Raw genomic sequence first — 14700 nt, 5'->3', positions numbered from 1 at the left:
GGCTGGACTGGTACAACTACCACCGACCCCACACCGGCATCGACGGCCACCCACCAGCCAGCCGCGTCACCAACCTGTCCGAACAACACACCTAGTCCGGCACCTGGATGATCGGGAAACTGCCGGTCGCCGTCGGCGAAGACTCCGGCAGCCAGAGCACGGCGACCGCGCCTCCGTCGCCTTCCGCCGTCGGGTCCGCGTTGCGGAAGGTGAGTCGCGCGCCGAGGACGCGGGCCTGGCCGGCCGCGATGGTCAGGCCCAGGCCGTGGCCCTTGCCGGCGCGGTCCTTGCTGCCCGTGCGGAAGCGGCTCGGGCCCTCCCGCAGGAGTTCCTCGGGGAAGCCGGGGCCGTGGTCGCGCACGCGCAGGACGCGGCCCTCGACCGTGACCTCGAAGGGCGCCTTGCCGTGCTTGGCGGCGTTGGCCAGCAGGTTGCCGAGGATCCGCTCCAGGCGGCGGGGGTCGGTGGAGACGTAGGCGTCGCGGACGACCTTGACCGTCGCGTCCGGGGCCGCGGCCCGCACCCGTCGGAGCACGAACTCGCCGAGCTCGATCTCCTGCATCTCCGCCCGCTCCGCGAAGCCGTCCAGGCGGGCGACCTCCAGGACGTCCTCGACCAGCGTGCGCATGGCCTGGGCCCGGTCCCGTACGAGCTCGGTGGGGCGGCCCGGCGGCAGCAGCTCGGCGGCCGTGAGCAGGCCGGTGACGGGGGTGCGCAGTTCGTGCGCGATGTCGGCGGTGACGCGTCGCTCGGCCTCCAGCCGGTCCTGGAGGGCCTCGGCCATCCCGTCGACCGCGCGGGCGAGGTCGTCGGTCTCGTCGCGCACCCGGCCGCCGATGGCCTCGCGGACGCGGACGTCCGGGTCGCCGTCGGCGAGCTTGCGGGCGGCGGTCGCGGCCTTGCGCAGCCGCCGCGAGAGCTGGCCGCCCACCAGGATGCCCAGCGCGCAGCCGCCGAGGACGACCGAGACCGAGCCGACGATCAGCGCCTTGTCGAGGTCGTCGAGGATGTCGAAGCGGTCCTTGAAGCGGGTGTGGATGGAGAGGACCTTGCCGTTGCGCAGCGGCACGGAGGCCCACACCTCGGGGGCGCCGTCGCCGGAGTCCTGGAGGTAGGTGGCGCGCAGCCCGATGTCGGCGGCGTCGCGCAGCTGCTTCGGCAGCGTGGGGTCGTCCAGCTTCGCGCGGAGCATCAGCCGGCCGGTGGTCTCGTAGAAGCGCTGGGCGACCTGGACCCGCTCGTCCATCACGTCGCGGCTGTTGTCGAGCATGGAGACGCGGGCCGCGTTGTGCACGACGAGGCTCAGCGCGACGGCCACCAGGGCGCCGACGCCGGCGATGGCCAGGCTGACCTTCCAGCGCAGCCCGCTGCGGAGAGCGAGCTTCACCACGGCGCGACCGTGGCCTGCACCGCAAGGACAACGGACGTCGCCGGATCAGAATCGAACTCAACTGCGACGGTGATCGTGTCCTGCGCGATCGTGCCCTTCGCCATGCGGGGGTTCACCACCTGGCGCTCAGCCTCTGAGCTTGTAGCCGAAACCACGGACCGTCTCGATCCGGTCCTGGCCGATCTTGCCCCGCAGCCGCTGTACGTGCACGTCCACCACGCGGGTGTCGCCGCCCCAGCCGTAGTCCCAGACCCGCTCCAGCAGCCGGTCCCGGGAGAGCACGGTGCCGGGCGCGGCCGAGAACTCCAGCAGCAGCCGCATCTCGGTCGGGGTCAGCGCGACGGGCAGACCGGCCTTGCGGACCTCCATGCCCTCCGTGTCGACCTCCAGGTCACCGAAGCGCAGCACGCCGCCCTCGATGGCGTCGGGGTTCTCGGACGCGGCGCTGCCGTTCGGGCCGCTGGCGTGGCCGAAGCGGCGCAGCACGGCCCGTATCCGGGCGACGAGCACGGCACCGTCGAAGGGCTTGGTCACATAGTCGTCGGCGCCGGCCTCCAGGCCGAGCACGACGTCGATGGAGTCCGCACGGGCGGAGAGCATGATCACGGGCACGCTGGACTCGTCACGGATCCGGCGGCACAGGCTCACGCCGTCCAGGCCCGGGACCATGACGTCCAGCAACGCGATGTCCGGCTGACGCTCCCGGAATCTCTCCAGCCCCGTCAGCCCGTCGGGTACCGCGGTCACCTCGAAGCCGTCGCGCTCCAGCGCCAGCTGGGTGGCCTCGCGGATGACGTCGTCGTCCTCGACGAAGAGCACATGCGTATCGCCCACGCCGCTCTCAGCCCTCCGTTCCTTCGCTCGGGAGATCGGCCTTGCCGTCGTTCCCCGTCTTGCTGTAGTCGGTGTGCGTGCGGCCGGTCTCGCGGAACTCCTTGCCCGACCAGTGGTACGTCACGACATCTTCGCCGGACGCGCAGCACACCGCGTCACCGGGGCCGTAGACCTGCTTGGTGACCCGGAGGTCGCGGCGGTCGATCTCGGCGTAGACGGGCGGCTGCTCGGCCACGAACACGTTCTCGTATCCGTCGCCCTTGGCACGGTACACATACGAGCCGATGCCGATGCCGTCACCGCAGGTCAGGATGTTCACCACGAGGTCGGAACGGGAGCCTTCGGTCAGTTTCCCGTAGGTGATGTCCACCGGGTACTGGTTCTTCACGCACGGCTTGAGGTTCTTCTTGATCTGCTCGCCGATCTTCGGGTCGCCCTTGATCAGCTTGACGGCGTCGACCTTCTCCTGGGGGGGAGTGGCCGACGCCGGAGGCATACGGGTGGCTTTCGCCGCGGACTGGCTCTGGGCCGGGCCCTCTTTCCGTACGCCCTGACTGCTCGCGTCGCAGCCGGCAAGCAGAAGACCGGCGACGGCGGCCATTCCCGCGACCGCGCCGCCGGTGATCAGTGCCGGCTTGAGGGGAGCCGCCTTATTCAGGCCGCGCACCGTTCCTGCCCCCGCTCGCTGCGTTCGAGGGCGTGGAAGTCCAGATCACGGCTCTCCAGCTCCTGGCGCAGCCGCGCCAGGGCCCGGTGCAGCGTGCTCTTGACCGTGCCGGTCGACATGCCGAGCGCCTCCGCGGTCTCCTCGGTGCTCATCTGCTCCCAGTGTCGCAGCACGACCACACTGCGCTGCTTGGGTGCCAGGACTCCGAGGATGTCCATCAGCAGGGCGCGATCGGCGTGCTGCTCGGTGCCGTCCTCGACGCGGGCGTCGGGGAGCTGCTCCGTGGGCACCTCGTCGAGCTTCCGGGCGCGCCACCACTCCGTACGAGTGTTGATCATGACACGTCGCAGGTAGGCGTCGGCCAGCGACTTGTCCGCTATGCCTTCCCAGCGGCCGTAGGTGCGCACCAGGGCGGTCTGGAGGAGGTCCTGCGCGTCGATGGGGTCCGGCACGAGACGGCGGGCGCTGCGCAGGAGGGCGTCCTGACGGTTGCGCACGTACTCTTCGAAGTCCAGAACCTTGCCGCTGCTGGCCATCTCGCAGCCTCCATTCCGCTTGCGTCCCCACGTCACGCTGGTGGTCCTCCAGCACGAGTAGGACGCTACGGAGACGCTGTTGCGGCGTGATGTGCAGCAGCCCTTCGACTGGTGCACAGCTACCCATAGGTTGTGTAACAGCGGGGAGGAAAGAGCGGCTCTGTCCGTTTCGCAGGGCGAAACGAGCACACGGCGTCGAAACAAAGGCAACCGGCGGGGCTGTGGGTCCGGCTACGTCAGCGGCAGCCGGTAGGTCCCGTCGGCGAGCGGCTCGACCAGGCCGTCGGCGACCAGGCCGTCCAGCGCGCGGGCCCGCTGCACGGGCTCGTCCCACACCGCGTCCAGCGCGGACTGCGGCACCGGCCCGACCGCCTCGCGCAGCACCGCCAGCAGCTTGCCGCGCACCTGCCGGTCCGTACCGGCGTAGGTCTGGCCGCGCCGCGGCGGGCCGTCGTGGGCGGGCGAACCGGCGGCCTTCCAGGCGCAGCGCCCGGCGATCGGGCAGCGGGCGCAGGAAGGGGTGCGCGCCGTACAGACCAGCGCCCCGAGCTCCATCGTCGCGGCGGCCCAGCGCGCGGCGACCGGCTCCTCCTCGGGGAGCAGCGTGCGGGCGAGCTTGCGCTCGGCGGCCGTGGTGGCGTTCGGCGGGTACTGCGCGCCGCTCACCGCCCGGGCGAAGACCCGGCGGACGTTGGTGTCGAGGACCGCGTGTCGCTGCCCGTACGCGAAGGACGCCACGGCGGCCGCCGTGTACTCGCCGACACCCGGCAGCGCCAGCAGCTTGGCGTGATCGCGCGGCACCTCGCCGCCGTGCCGCTCCGTGATCGCCGCCGCCGCGCCGTGCAGCCGCAGCGCGCGCCGGGGATAGCCGAGCCGGCCCCAGGCGCGCACCGCCTCACCGGGCGGCTCGGCGGCCAGGTCGGCGGGGCGCGGCCAACGGGCGAGCCACTGCTCGTAGACCGGCAGTACCCGGCTGACGGGGGTCTGCTGGAGCATGAACTCGCTGACCATCACCCCCCACGGCCCGGCCTCGGGGCGGCGCCACGGCAGATCGCGGGCGTGCTCGTCGAACCAGTCGATGACGGGGGCGTGCAGGACGGTGGGCGTCTGGGGCATGACAGTCATGGCGTACCCGATCCTGGCACGGGCGCGCACGACGGGGAAACGCGCCGGGCCCCGAACACCTGACTTTCGGCAGGGGCGCGCGACGGGCGGACACTTGTACCGTCGAGGCGGTGAGACGCACGACGACCCCGCGGACGGGGCGGTTTCCGACGGCGTGGCGGTTTCCGACGGCGTGGCGGGCGGTACCGGACGGGCGGGCCCTGCGGGACGCCTTGCGGGGCGCCCTGCTGTGGGCGGTGCTCGCCGCGCCCGCACTCGGCAGCGCCTGGCTCGGTCTGGCCGCGCCGCAGCCCTGGTGGCGGCAGGTGGGCGCGTTGGGCGTGCTCGCGGTGGCCGCCGCCGTGTCGCGGACCCGGCCCGTGCCGGCACTCCTCCTCGCCGCGGCCCTGGGCCTCGCCGCCTCGCCGTCCCTCTTCACGCTCTCGTACGGGCCCGCGCTGTCGATCCTCGGCTATCTGCTGGGCCGTCGCTCGGCGGCGCCGCGCCCGGCCCGGTCGGCCTTCGCGGGGATCGCCGCGGCGGGCACGGCGCTCGTGCTCCTCCGGGGCGTCGACCCGGTGATCGAATGGCTGGTTCTGATCGGCACGCTGCTGTTCGGCGGGGTATTCCCCTGGCTGACCGGCCGCTACCGGCGCCAGTACCGCGAACTGGTGGCCGCGGGCTGGAGTCGCGCGGCGCAACTGGAGCGCGAGCAGGAGATCGTCGCGGACCGCGCCCGGCTGCGCGAGCGGGCCCGGATCGCCCGGGACATGCACGACTCCCTCGGCCACGAGCTGAGCCTGATCGCCCTGCGGGCCGGCGCCCTCCAGGTCGCCCCGGGCCTCGACCCCGCCCACCGCACGGCGGCCGCGGACCTCCGCGAAGCGGCTGCCGCCGCGACGGATCGCCTCCACGACATCATCGGCGTCCTCCGCGACCCCGACTCCGGGCCCACCCCGCCCACGGCCCCGCTCGTACCGGCGGACGAGACGATCCCGGCCCTCGTCGAGCGGGCGGCGACCTCGGGCTTGCGCGTGCGGTTGCGCGGGCGCGCGGCTTCCGGGGACGGCGGGGCGTCGGGGGCTGTGGTCGGCACGGCCCGTGGCAGGCAGCCGGTGCGCCTGCGCGGGCGCGCGGCTTCCGGGGTGTCGGGGGCTGTGGCCGGCCGGGAGGAGACCGTGCGGCACGGTGTTCCGACCGAGGTCGCCGCGGCCGGGGCCGGGCAGCCGGTGCGCGGGCGCGCGGTGTCCGGAGACGGTGGAGTGACGCGGGCCGCGACCGGCCGGAGGGGGACCGTGCGGGGCGGTGTTTCGGCCGAAGCCGACATCGCCAGTGCCGCCGCCCGGCAGCCGGTGCCGGAAGCCGAGGACTCCGTCGGAGCGATGTCGGCAGGCGCGCGGCGGGCCGCTTCCGGTGCTCCGACCATGGCGGAGCGTGCCGCGTACCGGGTGGTGCAGGAGGCCCTGACCAACGCGGCCAAGCACGCGCCGGGCGCGGAGGTCGAGGTGACGGTCGAGCGTGGTCCGCACGAGACCGTGGTGACGGTCGTGAACGGCCCGGCGGCTTCGGACGGCCCGGCGCCGGACGCGGCCTCGGGAGCGGCGGCCCCCGACGGCCTCGGCGCCACCCGCCCTGACCTGCCGCCGCTCGGCGCCGTGCGGAGGTCCGCCCGGGAGGGCTCTCCGTCAGGCGCAAACGGACCTTTCGGGCCGGGGCGACGCACCGCCGTCGGCCTGCCGCCGTTCGACGTCGGGCGGGCGCCCGCACGGGACGACCCCCCGTCCGGCGCTACCGGGCCCTTCGGGCCGGGGGCCCGTACCGCCGCCGGCCCGGTGGTAGCCCCCGGCCGCACCCAGGCGCACACCCGTGAGAACCCCGCCGCGACGCCGTCCGGCACTGGCCTGCTCGGCCTGCGGGAACGGGCCGCCCTCGCCGGAGGCGAGTGCGTGGCGGGGCCGTACGAGGGCGGCTTCCGGGTGGTGGCGCGGCTGCCGCAAACCCCGGCGGCCGGGGGCGGGAAGGCCGCCGTGTCCGGCGGCACCGCCGGCGGGCACGCGTTCGCCCGTGCCCGCCGTGCGGCACGCCGCCGCGCCGTCGTGCCCTTCGTCGTCGCGGGCGTCTGCGCCGCCCTGTTCGTGGCGGGCGCCTTCGGCTGGTACGCCTACATCAAGACGCACTCCGTGCTGACGCCCGCCGCCTACGCGGGCCTGCGCGTCGGCGCGCCCTACGCGGACGTCGCGCCCGTCCTGCCGGATCTGACCGTCACCGATCCACCGGCCGATCGGGCCACCGTGCCCCCGCCGCCCGGCGCGCAGTGCCGTTACTACCGGTCGACCGGCGAGCTCTTCGTCAGCGTCGACCACTTCCGGCTCTGCTTCCGCGACGGCCGCCTCGTGTCGAAGCACGCCGTTCCCCGGGCCGTTGGGCTCGATGTCGTACAGCAGGAAGAGAAGGAGTGGGTGCGGTGACGGCGATCAGGGTGCTGCTCGCGGACGACGAGACCATGATCCGGGCAGGTGTACGGGCCATCCTCGCCGCGGACCCGGGCATCGACGTGGTCGCCGAGGCGGCGGACGGCCGCGAGGCCGTCGAGGCGGTCCGCGCGCACCGGCCCGACGTGGCGCTCCTCGACATCCGGATGCCGCGCCTGGACGGGCTCGCCGCGTGCGAGGAGATCTGCCGCACCCACCCCGGCACGGCCGTGGCCATCCTCACCACCTTCTCCGAGGACGCCTACGTCTCCCGCGCCCTCGGCGGCGGGGCCACCGGGTTCCTCCTCAAGTCCGGCGACCCCAACGAGCTGATGGCCGGCGTCCGCGCCGTCGCCGACGGCGGCGCGTACCTCTCCCCGAAAGTGGCCCGGCACGTCATCGCCGAGCTGGGTGGCGAACGGCTGACGCGCGGCGCCGCCGCCCGTGCCCGGACCGCCGGGCTCACCGCACGCGAGCGGGACGTCCTGGCCCTGGTGGGGGCCGGGCTGTCCAACGCGGGGATCGCCCGGCGCCTGCACCTCGTCGAGGGCACGGTCAAGGGCTACGTGAGCGCGATCCTGAACCACCTGGAGGTCGGCAACCGCGTCCAGGCGGCGATCGTCGCCTACGAGGCCAGGCTGGTGACCGAGGGCTGACCGGCCACTCCCTCGGTCCCCATGACCGGCGCCTGGCCGGTACCCGGCTGGTACCCCCGGGCCGATCGGGGTGGAATGGGGATCATGACCGAAACTCACTCCCGCCCCCCGCTGGAGCTCCTCGCCGCGCTCGACGCCCACACCACCTTGACCCTGGCGTACACCGACGAGGACGGCCCCCAGGCGTGCGCCGTGCTCTACGCGCCCGCCGAGGAGTCCGCGCCCGCGCTGGTATTCGTCACCTCGGCCACCACGCGTCACGGCCGTGCCCTGCGCGACGGCGAGACGCGCGTCGCCTTCACCGCCCAGCGTGACCACCAGGACTGGGTGGCCCTGACCGGCATTCAGGGCCGGGGCGTCTGCCGCCGTCTGGAGGGGGCGGAGCGCGAGGCCGCCTGGCAGTCGTTCAGGACGCGCTTCCCCTACGTCGAGCAGACCGAGCAGCTCCGGCAGGCGATGGAACGCGAGGACCTGTGGGAGCTGCGACCCGACTGGTTGCGCCTGGTCGACAACGGCCAGGGGTTCGGCCACAAGACGGAGTGGCCGACCCCTGCCGGAGCCTGACGGCACGTCCGGTCGAACGCGCCGGTCCCAGGACAACCTGTGGCGCCTTTGTCACCCCTTGACCAGGACGCTCCACGGGCCCGTTCCCGCCCGGGCCCGTTCCACCAGGGCCGTGCCCCGTCGCGTGAGCAGCCGGGCGCCCAGCAGCGCGACGGCGGCGCCGAGCGCGAGGCCCACCGCCACGTCGTGTGGATAGTGCACGCCGAGGAAGACCCGGGAGAAGGCGACCAGCACCGCCAGCGGCAGCACCAGCCACGCCATCACCCGTCGGGTGACCGCGATTCCGGTGGCCAGGGCGGCCGCGAGGGTGGCGTGGTTGCTGGGGAACGACCAGTCGTCGGGCGCCGGGCAGGGGGCGAGGGACGCGGCGGCTCCGGTCACCGCACGGCACGGCCTGACCTCCTCGACGAGGCTCTTCACCACCTCGCTCACGGCGTACGCGACCGCAGTGGTGACCGGTACGAGTGCCGCGAGCGCCACCCCGCGCGCCCCGCCACGCCTGGCCCGCCACCAGATTCCGACGGCCACCGCCATCAGCAGCAACAGTCCGGCCTCGGTGCCGACTTCCGCGAGGGAGTGGAGCCATTCCGGGGTGCTGCGGGCGTGCTCGGTGATGTCGCGATAGAGATCGTTGTCCATGGTGGGGACGTTATGAACCACCGGGTGCACGGCACATCGGCCCATCGGCAGGGCCATGGTCTGACCTTCGTCGGATGGCGCCATCGTTCTCCGATGTGCGTAGGTGCCGATGCGGGTAGGTCGCCGAGGTGTGGATGGCGGTGCCCGGAACCGGGTAGATGATGAGAAAAGTCTGCACTCCTACGGCGGGTACTGGCTGGTGCCCTGGCCGATCTCTCGTAGAGTCTTCGCGTGGGATCTCTGCGCAATCCGATCGGGCCGCTTCCCTCCTCCATCTACTGGCGGCGGAGGGCAGTTGCGCTTGGCCTGCTCGGCCTTCTCGTGCTGCTGGTGCTGTGGGCCGTCCTCGGAGGTGGTGGCGGCTCCGACGACGATCGGTCCAATGGATCGAACGGCAAGGGTCCCGGTGACACCACCATCACGCCCGGCCCCACCCCCTCGGGGCCGCATTTCAGCCAACGGCCGGGCGGCCGCGATGAATCGGGCAACGGCGGCGCCGGCGGCGACCATGGCGGAACGGGAAGTTCCGGCAGCGGCGGCGCGGGCACCGGCGGCGGCACGGGAGGCTCCGGCGGCTCCGGTGGCGGTGGCGGGCTGGGCACGGGCGACGGCAAGGCCGTTCCGGCCGGCTCCAAGCTGCCCGACTGTGCGTCAGGATCCGTACAGGTGAGCGTGCGCAGCGTGAAGGACGCCTACAAGCCGGGCGAGAAGCCGAAGTTCGAGTTCGTCGTGAAGAACACCGGCAGCTCCGCCTGCAAGGTCGACTTCGGATCGGCCGCGGCCAACCTCAAGATTGTGAAGTCCGAGGGCAGCGACCACGTCTGGGCGTCCGACGACTGCGCCAGGAGCGGTGCTCCCGTGCTGCTGGAGCTCCCCGGCTCGGGCGAGATCAAGAGCACGCTGGAGTGGGACCGCACGCGCAGCGCCCCGCGCTGCGCGACGCCGTCGGGGTCCACGACCGCCGAACCGGGGGCCTACAAGGTCGAGGTCAAGATCGCAGGGGTTACCGAGACGGTGAACTTCACGCTGGAGAAAGCCTGATCGGAAGGCCTGATCGATCCACCTGATCGGAACGCCTGATCCAAGGCGCGGACAGACGACTACGGCCGGGCCCCTCGCGAAGAGGGGCCCGGCCGTAGCCATCGGACGAAGCGAACGGTCCGGACGCGACCGCTACACGTACCGCTTATACGTAACGCTCGAGGATCGAGGACTCGGCGAGCCGGGACAGCCCCTCGCGGACCGAGCGGGCGCGGGCCTCGCCGACGCCGTCGACCGTCTGGAGGTCGTCCACGCTCGCGGCGAGCAGCTTCTGGAGCCCGCCGAAGTGCTCGACGAGCCGGTCGATGATCGCGCCGGGCAGCCGCGGCACCTTGGCCAGCAGACGGTAGCCACGCGGGGAGACCGCGGAGTCCAGCGTCTCGGGGGAGCCGCTGTAACCCAGGGCGCGCGCGACGATGGGCAGTTCGAGCAGCTCCGCGTGGCTGAGGGAGTCCAGCTCGGAGAGCGCCTCCGGGACCGTGCGGGTGCGCTTGGCGGTGGGCTCCGGGACGTAGTCCCGCACGACCAGGTCGCGCTCCGGCTCGACGCCCGCGATCAACTCCTCCAGCTGGAGCGAGAGCAGACGGCCGTCGGTGCCCAGCTCGATCACGTACTCCGCGATCTCCGTGGCGATACGGCGGACCAGCTCCAGCCGCTGCGAGACCGCCGTGACGTCGCGGACGGTGACCAGGTCCTCGATCTCCAGGGCGGAGAGCGTGCCGGCCACCTCGTCGAGACGGAGCTTGTAGCGCTCCAGGGTGGCCAGCGCCTGGTTGGCACGGGAGAGGATCGCGCCCGACTCCTCCAGGACCCGGCGCTCACCGCCCACGTACAGCGCGATCAGCCGCATCGACTGGCTGACCGAGATGACGGGGTAACCGCACTGGATGGACACGCGCTGGGCGGTGCGGTGCCGGGTGCCGGTCTCCTCGGTGGGGATCGAGGCGTCCGGGACGAGCTGCACACCCGCTCGCACGATCTTGGTGATGTCCTTGTCGACGATCAGCGCGCCGTCCAGCTTGCACAGCTCGCGCAGCCGGGTGGCGGAGAACTCGACATCGAGGACGAATCCGCCCGTACACATCGATTCGACGGTCTTGTCCATGCCCAGGACGAGGAGCCCGCCGGTATTGCCGCGGAGAATGCGCTCCAAACCGTCCCGAAGGGGTGTGCCGGGCGCGACGGCGCTCAGCGAAGCGCGCATCAGACCGTCAGCACCGGAGCTTCCCCCGGCCTTGCCGGGGCCCGATGCCCGGTCGTTGGCTGCCACTGCACTCCTCCGGTCGCAAGGTCATCGGTGCCGCAGGCCGCCCTGGCTGTCGCGTACGTGCGTACGTACGGGCGAGACCAGGGCAAAGTCTACTGGCGCCCAGACTATTAGAGAGGGCTCCTCCGGTCAGGCGTCCGCATCGGCCTCCCGCCGGCTCTCCCGGCGTACCCGCTTGGGCAGCACCCGAAGCGCGTCGCCTATGTCCGCCACCTCCAGAACCTTCATACCGGCCGGGATCTTCCCCGGGTCGGAGGGCACGAGGGCGTGGGTGAAACCGAGGCGGGCGGCTTCGGCCAGGCGGCGCTGCACGCCCGTGACGCGCCGGACCTCGCCCGCGAGCCCCACCTCGCCGATGGCCACCAGATTCTTCGGCAGCGGGGAGTCGCTGGCGGCGCTGGCGAGGGCGAGCGCGATGGCGAGGTCGGCGGCCGGCTCGGAGAGCTTCACACCGCCGACGGTGGCGCTGTAGATGTCGCGCTTGCCGAGGGCACTGATCCGGCCCCGCTGCTCCAGCACGGCCAGCATCATCGACACCCGCGAGGTCTCCAGACCGGAGGTGGTGCGGCGGGGCGAGGGGATCTGCGAGTCGACCGTCAGCGCCTGCACCTCGGCCACCAGCGGGCGGCGGCCCTCCAGGGTGACCGTCAGACACGTGCCGGGAACGGGCTCGGCGCGCCGGGTCAGGAAGAGGCCGCTGGGGTCGGCGAGGCCGGTGATGCCCTCGTCGTGCAGCTCGAAGCAGCCGACCTCGTCGGTGGCGCCGTAGCGGTTCTTCACGCCGCGCACCAGGCGCAGCCGGGCGTGCCGGTCGCCCTCGAAGCTCAGCACGACGTCGACCAGGTGCTCCAGCAGCCGGGGGCCCGCGATCGCGCCGTCCTTGGTCACGTGGCCCACCAGCAAGGTGGCCATACCGCGCTCCTTGGAGGCCCGGATCAGGGCGCCCGCCACTTCGCGCACCTGGGCCATCCCGCCGGGCGCCCCGTCGATCTCGGGGGAGGCCACGGTCTGCACCGAGTCCATGATCAGGAGGGAGGGCTTCACGGAATCGAGATGGCCGAGGACGGCGGACAGATCGGTCTCGGCGGCGAGATAGAGGTGGTCGGAGAGCGCGCCGATGCGGTCGGCGCGCATCCGCACCTGGCTCGCGGACTCCTCACCCGTCACATACAGCGTGCGGTGCTCGTCGGACGCGGCCTTCGCCGCCACGTCCAGCAGCAGCGTGGACTTGCCGACGCCGGGCTCGCCCGCGAGCAGCACCACCGCGCCGGGCACCAGCCCGCCGCCCAGCACGCGGTCCAGCTCGTCCACGCCGGTGCTGCGCGCGGTGGCCTGCCGGCCGTCGACCTGGCCGATGGGCAGCGCGGCGGAGGTCACCCGGCCGGGCGCCGTCGTGCGGACGGCGGGCGTGCCGTACTCCTCGACCGTGCCCCACGCCTGGCACTCCGGGCAGCGGCCGAGCCACTTGGCAGTGGTCCAGCCGCACTCGGTGCAGCGGTAGGAGGGCCGGTCCTTGGCGGACGAGCGAGCGGTGCGGGCAGCCATGGGGTCACCGTAGCGGTGCCCACTGACAGCGCCTGCGACAGCGCCCCGACAGGACGGGCACGGCCGACCGCCACCCCGACCCACCCCGGTCCTCTCCCCCTCGGTCACTCCGGCCGGAACGTACAGTTCCTGTCCCCCTTCGAGGGAGATGGTCACCCGAACGGGTTAAACCTGTGCGAGCAGGACGAGGGAGGGTGCGTCATCCGCCTACCGTCGCCGGGATGACAAGCAGCGGCCCCGAGCACCCTACGTACGCCACCGGCGCGTTTCATCCACACCGCCGTGCGCCGCGCGCGGTCGACGACACCCTCGTGCAGCGGCCGCCCGTGCGGTACGAGCCGTTTCTGGACGGGTTGTTCACCTACTGCCTGTCCGTGCTGTGCGAGCACGACTCCGCCACCTCCGTGCTCGGCGAGGCGCTCGCCCTCGCCGAGCGGCGTGCCGACCGGGCCCCCGCCGACGAGGAGATGCGCCGCCCCTGGATGTACGCCCTGGCCCGCTGGGCCTGTCTGCGCAGGCTCGCGGAGCGCGGCGCCAAGGTCGCCGAGCCGGTCCCGACCGGGTCCCTGGCCGCCCACCGCCGCGCGGAGCTGTCCCTGCTGGCCTGGCCGGAGGCCGCCGGCACCACCCCCGAGCAGCGCGAGGCACTCGAACTGGCCGTCCGCCACGGCCTCACCCCCCACGAGGTCGGCGTCGTGCTGCGGCTGGACCCCGACGCCACCCGGGCGCTGCTGTCCAGCGCCGCGTGCGAGGTGGAGCGGACCCGGACCGCGCTGGCCGTCGTGGAGTCCGGCCGCTGCCCCGTCGTCGCGCGGTTCGCGGGTGACACGGAGATGCTGCTGGGGGCCGCGCTGCGGCGCGAGCTTGTACGACACGTCGACGACTGCGCCGACTGCCGGCGGACGGCCGAGCGGGCCAACGCGGGCGACCCCTGGCCGGGTACGTCGGCGTCCACCGCCGCGCTGCCCGTGCTCGAGGCGCCGCGCGCGGCGGCGCACGCCGCCATGCTCTGCGCCCTGGCCGCACGCCCGCAGCGCGCGGCGCCGGCCGGGGTGATGCCCCGGTTCGACCGCAAGGGATTCCCGCTGGCCCCCAAGGACCGTGTCGCGCGGCGCGGCAGGCTGCGCAGCAGAGCCGTGACGACGACGGTCGTCGCGACGGTCGTGGCCGCCCCCGTGCTGGCCCTGTGGGCCGCCTACCGAGGGGGGCCGGACATCGGGGAGGGGCAGGACACGGCGTCGGTCTCCGCCCGGGAGACGGACGGGCTCGGCCGGATCCCGTACGAGGAGGTCGGCCGGTTCCACACGTCGACCGACGCGCGCTCGGCCGTGCGCCGCCGGGCCTCCGACGTCTCGGTCGCCGTCCTCGGCCCGGACGGCAGACCCGTGCCGGTGGCGGCCGCCGCCACTGCCTCGCCCGCACCGGGCGACAGCACCCGGCCGCTGCCGGCCCCGTCCGGACCGGGCCACGGGCCCGGTCGGCTGACGGTCGAGGCGCAGCCCAGCGGGGGCACCACGCTGATCACGCTGACCGCAGGCGGCGGGCAGCCGGTGCGCTGGTCGATGACGACCGACGCGCCGTGGCTGCGGCTGAACCGGGTGGGCGGAGTGCTCACCCCGGGCCAGTCGGTGACCGTCACGGTCTATGTCGACCAGGACCGGGAGCCGGTGGGGCACTGGACGGCGCGGGTGTCCGTCGCGCCGGGCGGTTCCGTGGTGACGATCGAGGGGCGCGGCGCGGCCCCCGAGCCGACCCCCGCCGCGACCCAGCCGCCCGCGAGCCCGACCGGCCCGCCCCCGGCGCCTTCTCCGAGCGCCACGAGTTGACCTGCGGTCTGCTGGGTGAAACGGGCCTGAGCCCGACGGGCCTGTCCTCGGTGCCTTCTCCGAGTGCCACGAGTTGACCTGCGGTCTGCTGGGTGAAACGGGCCTGAGCCCGACGGGCCTGTCCTCGGTGCCTTCTCCGAGTGCCACGAGTTGACCTGCG

Annotated in this window: 13 protein-coding genes; 5 read left to right on the top strand and 8 right to left on the bottom strand. The window is 73.5% G+C overall.

Annotation, left to right across the window (positions count from 1 at the left end; translation table 11 throughout):
• Positions 1-91: 91 nt before the first annotated feature.
• The 5 genes from cseC to ACZ53N_RS32485 form a co-directional block, all read right to left on the bottom strand.
• Positions 92-1390: a two-component system sensor histidine kinase CseC gene (gene cseC / locus ACZ53N_RS32505; RefSeq protein ID WP_469144393.1), complete on the bottom strand. Its 1299-nt coding sequence runs from the start codon at positions 1388-1390 to the stop codon at positions 92-94.
• A gap of 126 nt (positions 1391-1516) precedes the next feature.
• Entirely contained in the window at positions 1517-2224 is a 708-nt protein-coding gene (gene cseB / locus ACZ53N_RS32500) for a two-component system response regulator CseB (RefSeq protein ID WP_469144392.1), read from the bottom strand.
• Positions 2225-2231: 7 nt separating this feature from the next.
• The gene (locus ACZ53N_RS32495; RefSeq protein ID WP_469144391.1) at positions 2232-2891 is read right to left on the bottom strand and encodes a hypothetical protein; all 660 of its coding nucleotides are present in this window, start codon (positions 2889-2891) and stop codon (positions 2232-2234) included.
• Positions 2879-3427, bottom strand: a complete 549-nt coding sequence (locus tag ACZ53N_RS32490; RefSeq protein WP_130878261.1) for a SigE family RNA polymerase sigma factor — start codon at positions 3425-3427, stop codon at positions 2879-2881. The genes ACZ53N_RS32495 and ACZ53N_RS32490 overlap by 13 nt, the downstream gene beginning before the upstream one ends.
• 231 nt (positions 3428-3658) lie before the next feature.
• Positions 3659-4552: an HhH-GPD family protein gene (locus ACZ53N_RS32485; protein ID WP_469144390.1), complete on the bottom strand. Its 894-nt coding sequence runs from the start codon at positions 4550-4552 to the stop codon at positions 3659-3661.
• A 110-nt stretch (positions 4553-4662) separates the two neighbouring features.
• On the opposite strand from ACZ53N_RS32485, the gene ACZ53N_RS32480 reads away from it, so the two are divergent.
• The 3 genes from ACZ53N_RS32480 to ACZ53N_RS32470 all read left to right on the top strand — a co-directional run bounded on the left by ACZ53N_RS32480 (position 4663) and on the right by ACZ53N_RS32470 (position 8222).
• Positions 4663-6999, top strand: a complete 2337-nt coding sequence (locus ACZ53N_RS32480; protein WP_469144389.1) for a histidine kinase — start codon at positions 4663-4665, stop codon at positions 6997-6999.
• Between the two features lie 35 nt (positions 7000-7034).
• Positions 7035-7658 (top strand): response regulator, encoded by a 624-nt coding sequence (locus ACZ53N_RS32475; RefSeq protein WP_469144394.1) that lies wholly within the window; start codon positions 7035-7037, stop codon positions 7656-7658.
• 84 nt (positions 7659-7742) lie between these two features.
• Positions 7743-8222, top strand: coding sequence for a pyridoxamine 5'-phosphate oxidase family protein (locus ACZ53N_RS32470; protein WP_469144388.1), 480 nt, complete (start codon positions 7743-7745; stop codon positions 8220-8222).
• Positions 8223-8273: 51 nt separating this feature from the next.
• On the opposite strand, the gene ACZ53N_RS32465 is transcribed toward ACZ53N_RS32470, so the two are convergent.
• Positions 8274-8861 (bottom strand): phosphatase PAP2 family protein, encoded by a 588-nt coding sequence (locus ACZ53N_RS32465; RefSeq protein ID WP_469144387.1) that lies wholly within the window; start codon positions 8859-8861, stop codon positions 8274-8276.
• A gap of 231 nt (positions 8862-9092) precedes the next feature.
• Between ACZ53N_RS32465 and ACZ53N_RS32460 the strand changes: the two genes are divergently transcribed.
• Entirely contained in the window at positions 9093-9902 is an 810-nt protein-coding gene (locus ACZ53N_RS32460) for a hypothetical protein (RefSeq protein ID WP_469144386.1), read from the top strand.
• Between the two features lie 145 nt (positions 9903-10047).
• On the opposite strand, the gene disA is transcribed toward ACZ53N_RS32460, so the two are convergent.
• Together disA and radA are read right to left on the bottom strand one after the other, a co-directional pair.
• The gene (gene disA, locus ACZ53N_RS32455) at positions 10048-11172 is read right to left on the bottom strand and encodes a DNA integrity scanning diadenylate cyclase DisA (RefSeq protein ID WP_130878256.1); all 1125 of its coding nucleotides are present in this window, start codon (positions 11170-11172) and stop codon (positions 10048-10050) included.
• Between the two features lie 126 nt (positions 11173-11298).
• Entirely contained in the window at positions 11299-12714 is a 1416-nt protein-coding gene (gene radA, locus ACZ53N_RS32450) for a DNA repair protein RadA (protein WP_385972938.1), read from the bottom strand.
• A gap of 221 nt (positions 12715-12935) precedes the next feature.
• Here radA and ACZ53N_RS32445 point away from each other — a divergent pair, with 221 nt between their 5' ends.
• Positions 12936-14540, top strand: a complete 1605-nt coding sequence (locus ACZ53N_RS32445) for a BACON domain-containing protein (protein WP_469144385.1) — start codon at positions 12936-12938, stop codon at positions 14538-14540.
• The last annotated feature ends 160 nt before the right edge of the window (positions 14541-14700 follow it).

It is taken from the genome of Streptomyces sp. NPDC033229 (assembly GCF_055576875.1).
The sequence above is the reverse complement of the archived record's forward strand: the minus strand, read 5'-3'. Positions and strand labels throughout refer to the sequence as shown.

Coding starts and splice junctions, on each gene's coding strand:
- radA (WP_385972938.1), bottom strand. CDS start 12,714: ATGGCTGCCCGCACCGCTCGCTCGTCCGCCAAGGACCGGCCCTCCTAC.
- ACZ53N_RS32445 (WP_469144385.1), top strand. CDS start 12,936: ATGACAAGCAGCGGCCCCGAGCACCCTACGTACGCCACCGGCGCGTTT.
- ACZ53N_RS32490 (WP_130878261.1), bottom strand. CDS start 3,427: ATGGCCAGCAGCGGCAAGGTTCTGGACTTCGAAGAGTACGTGCGCAAC.
- ACZ53N_RS32465 (WP_469144387.1), bottom strand. CDS start 8,861: ATGGACAACGATCTCTATCGCGACATCACCGAGCACGCCCGCAGCACC.
- ACZ53N_RS32470 (WP_469144388.1), top strand. CDS start 7,743: ATGACCGAAACTCACTCCCGCCCCCCGCTGGAGCTCCTCGCCGCGCTC.
- ACZ53N_RS32475 (WP_469144394.1), top strand. CDS start 7,035: ATGATCCGGGCAGGTGTACGGGCCATCCTCGCCGCGGACCCGGGCATC.
- ACZ53N_RS32485 (WP_469144390.1), bottom strand. CDS start 4,552: ATGACTGTCATGCCCCAGACGCCCACCGTCCTGCACGCCCCCGTCATC.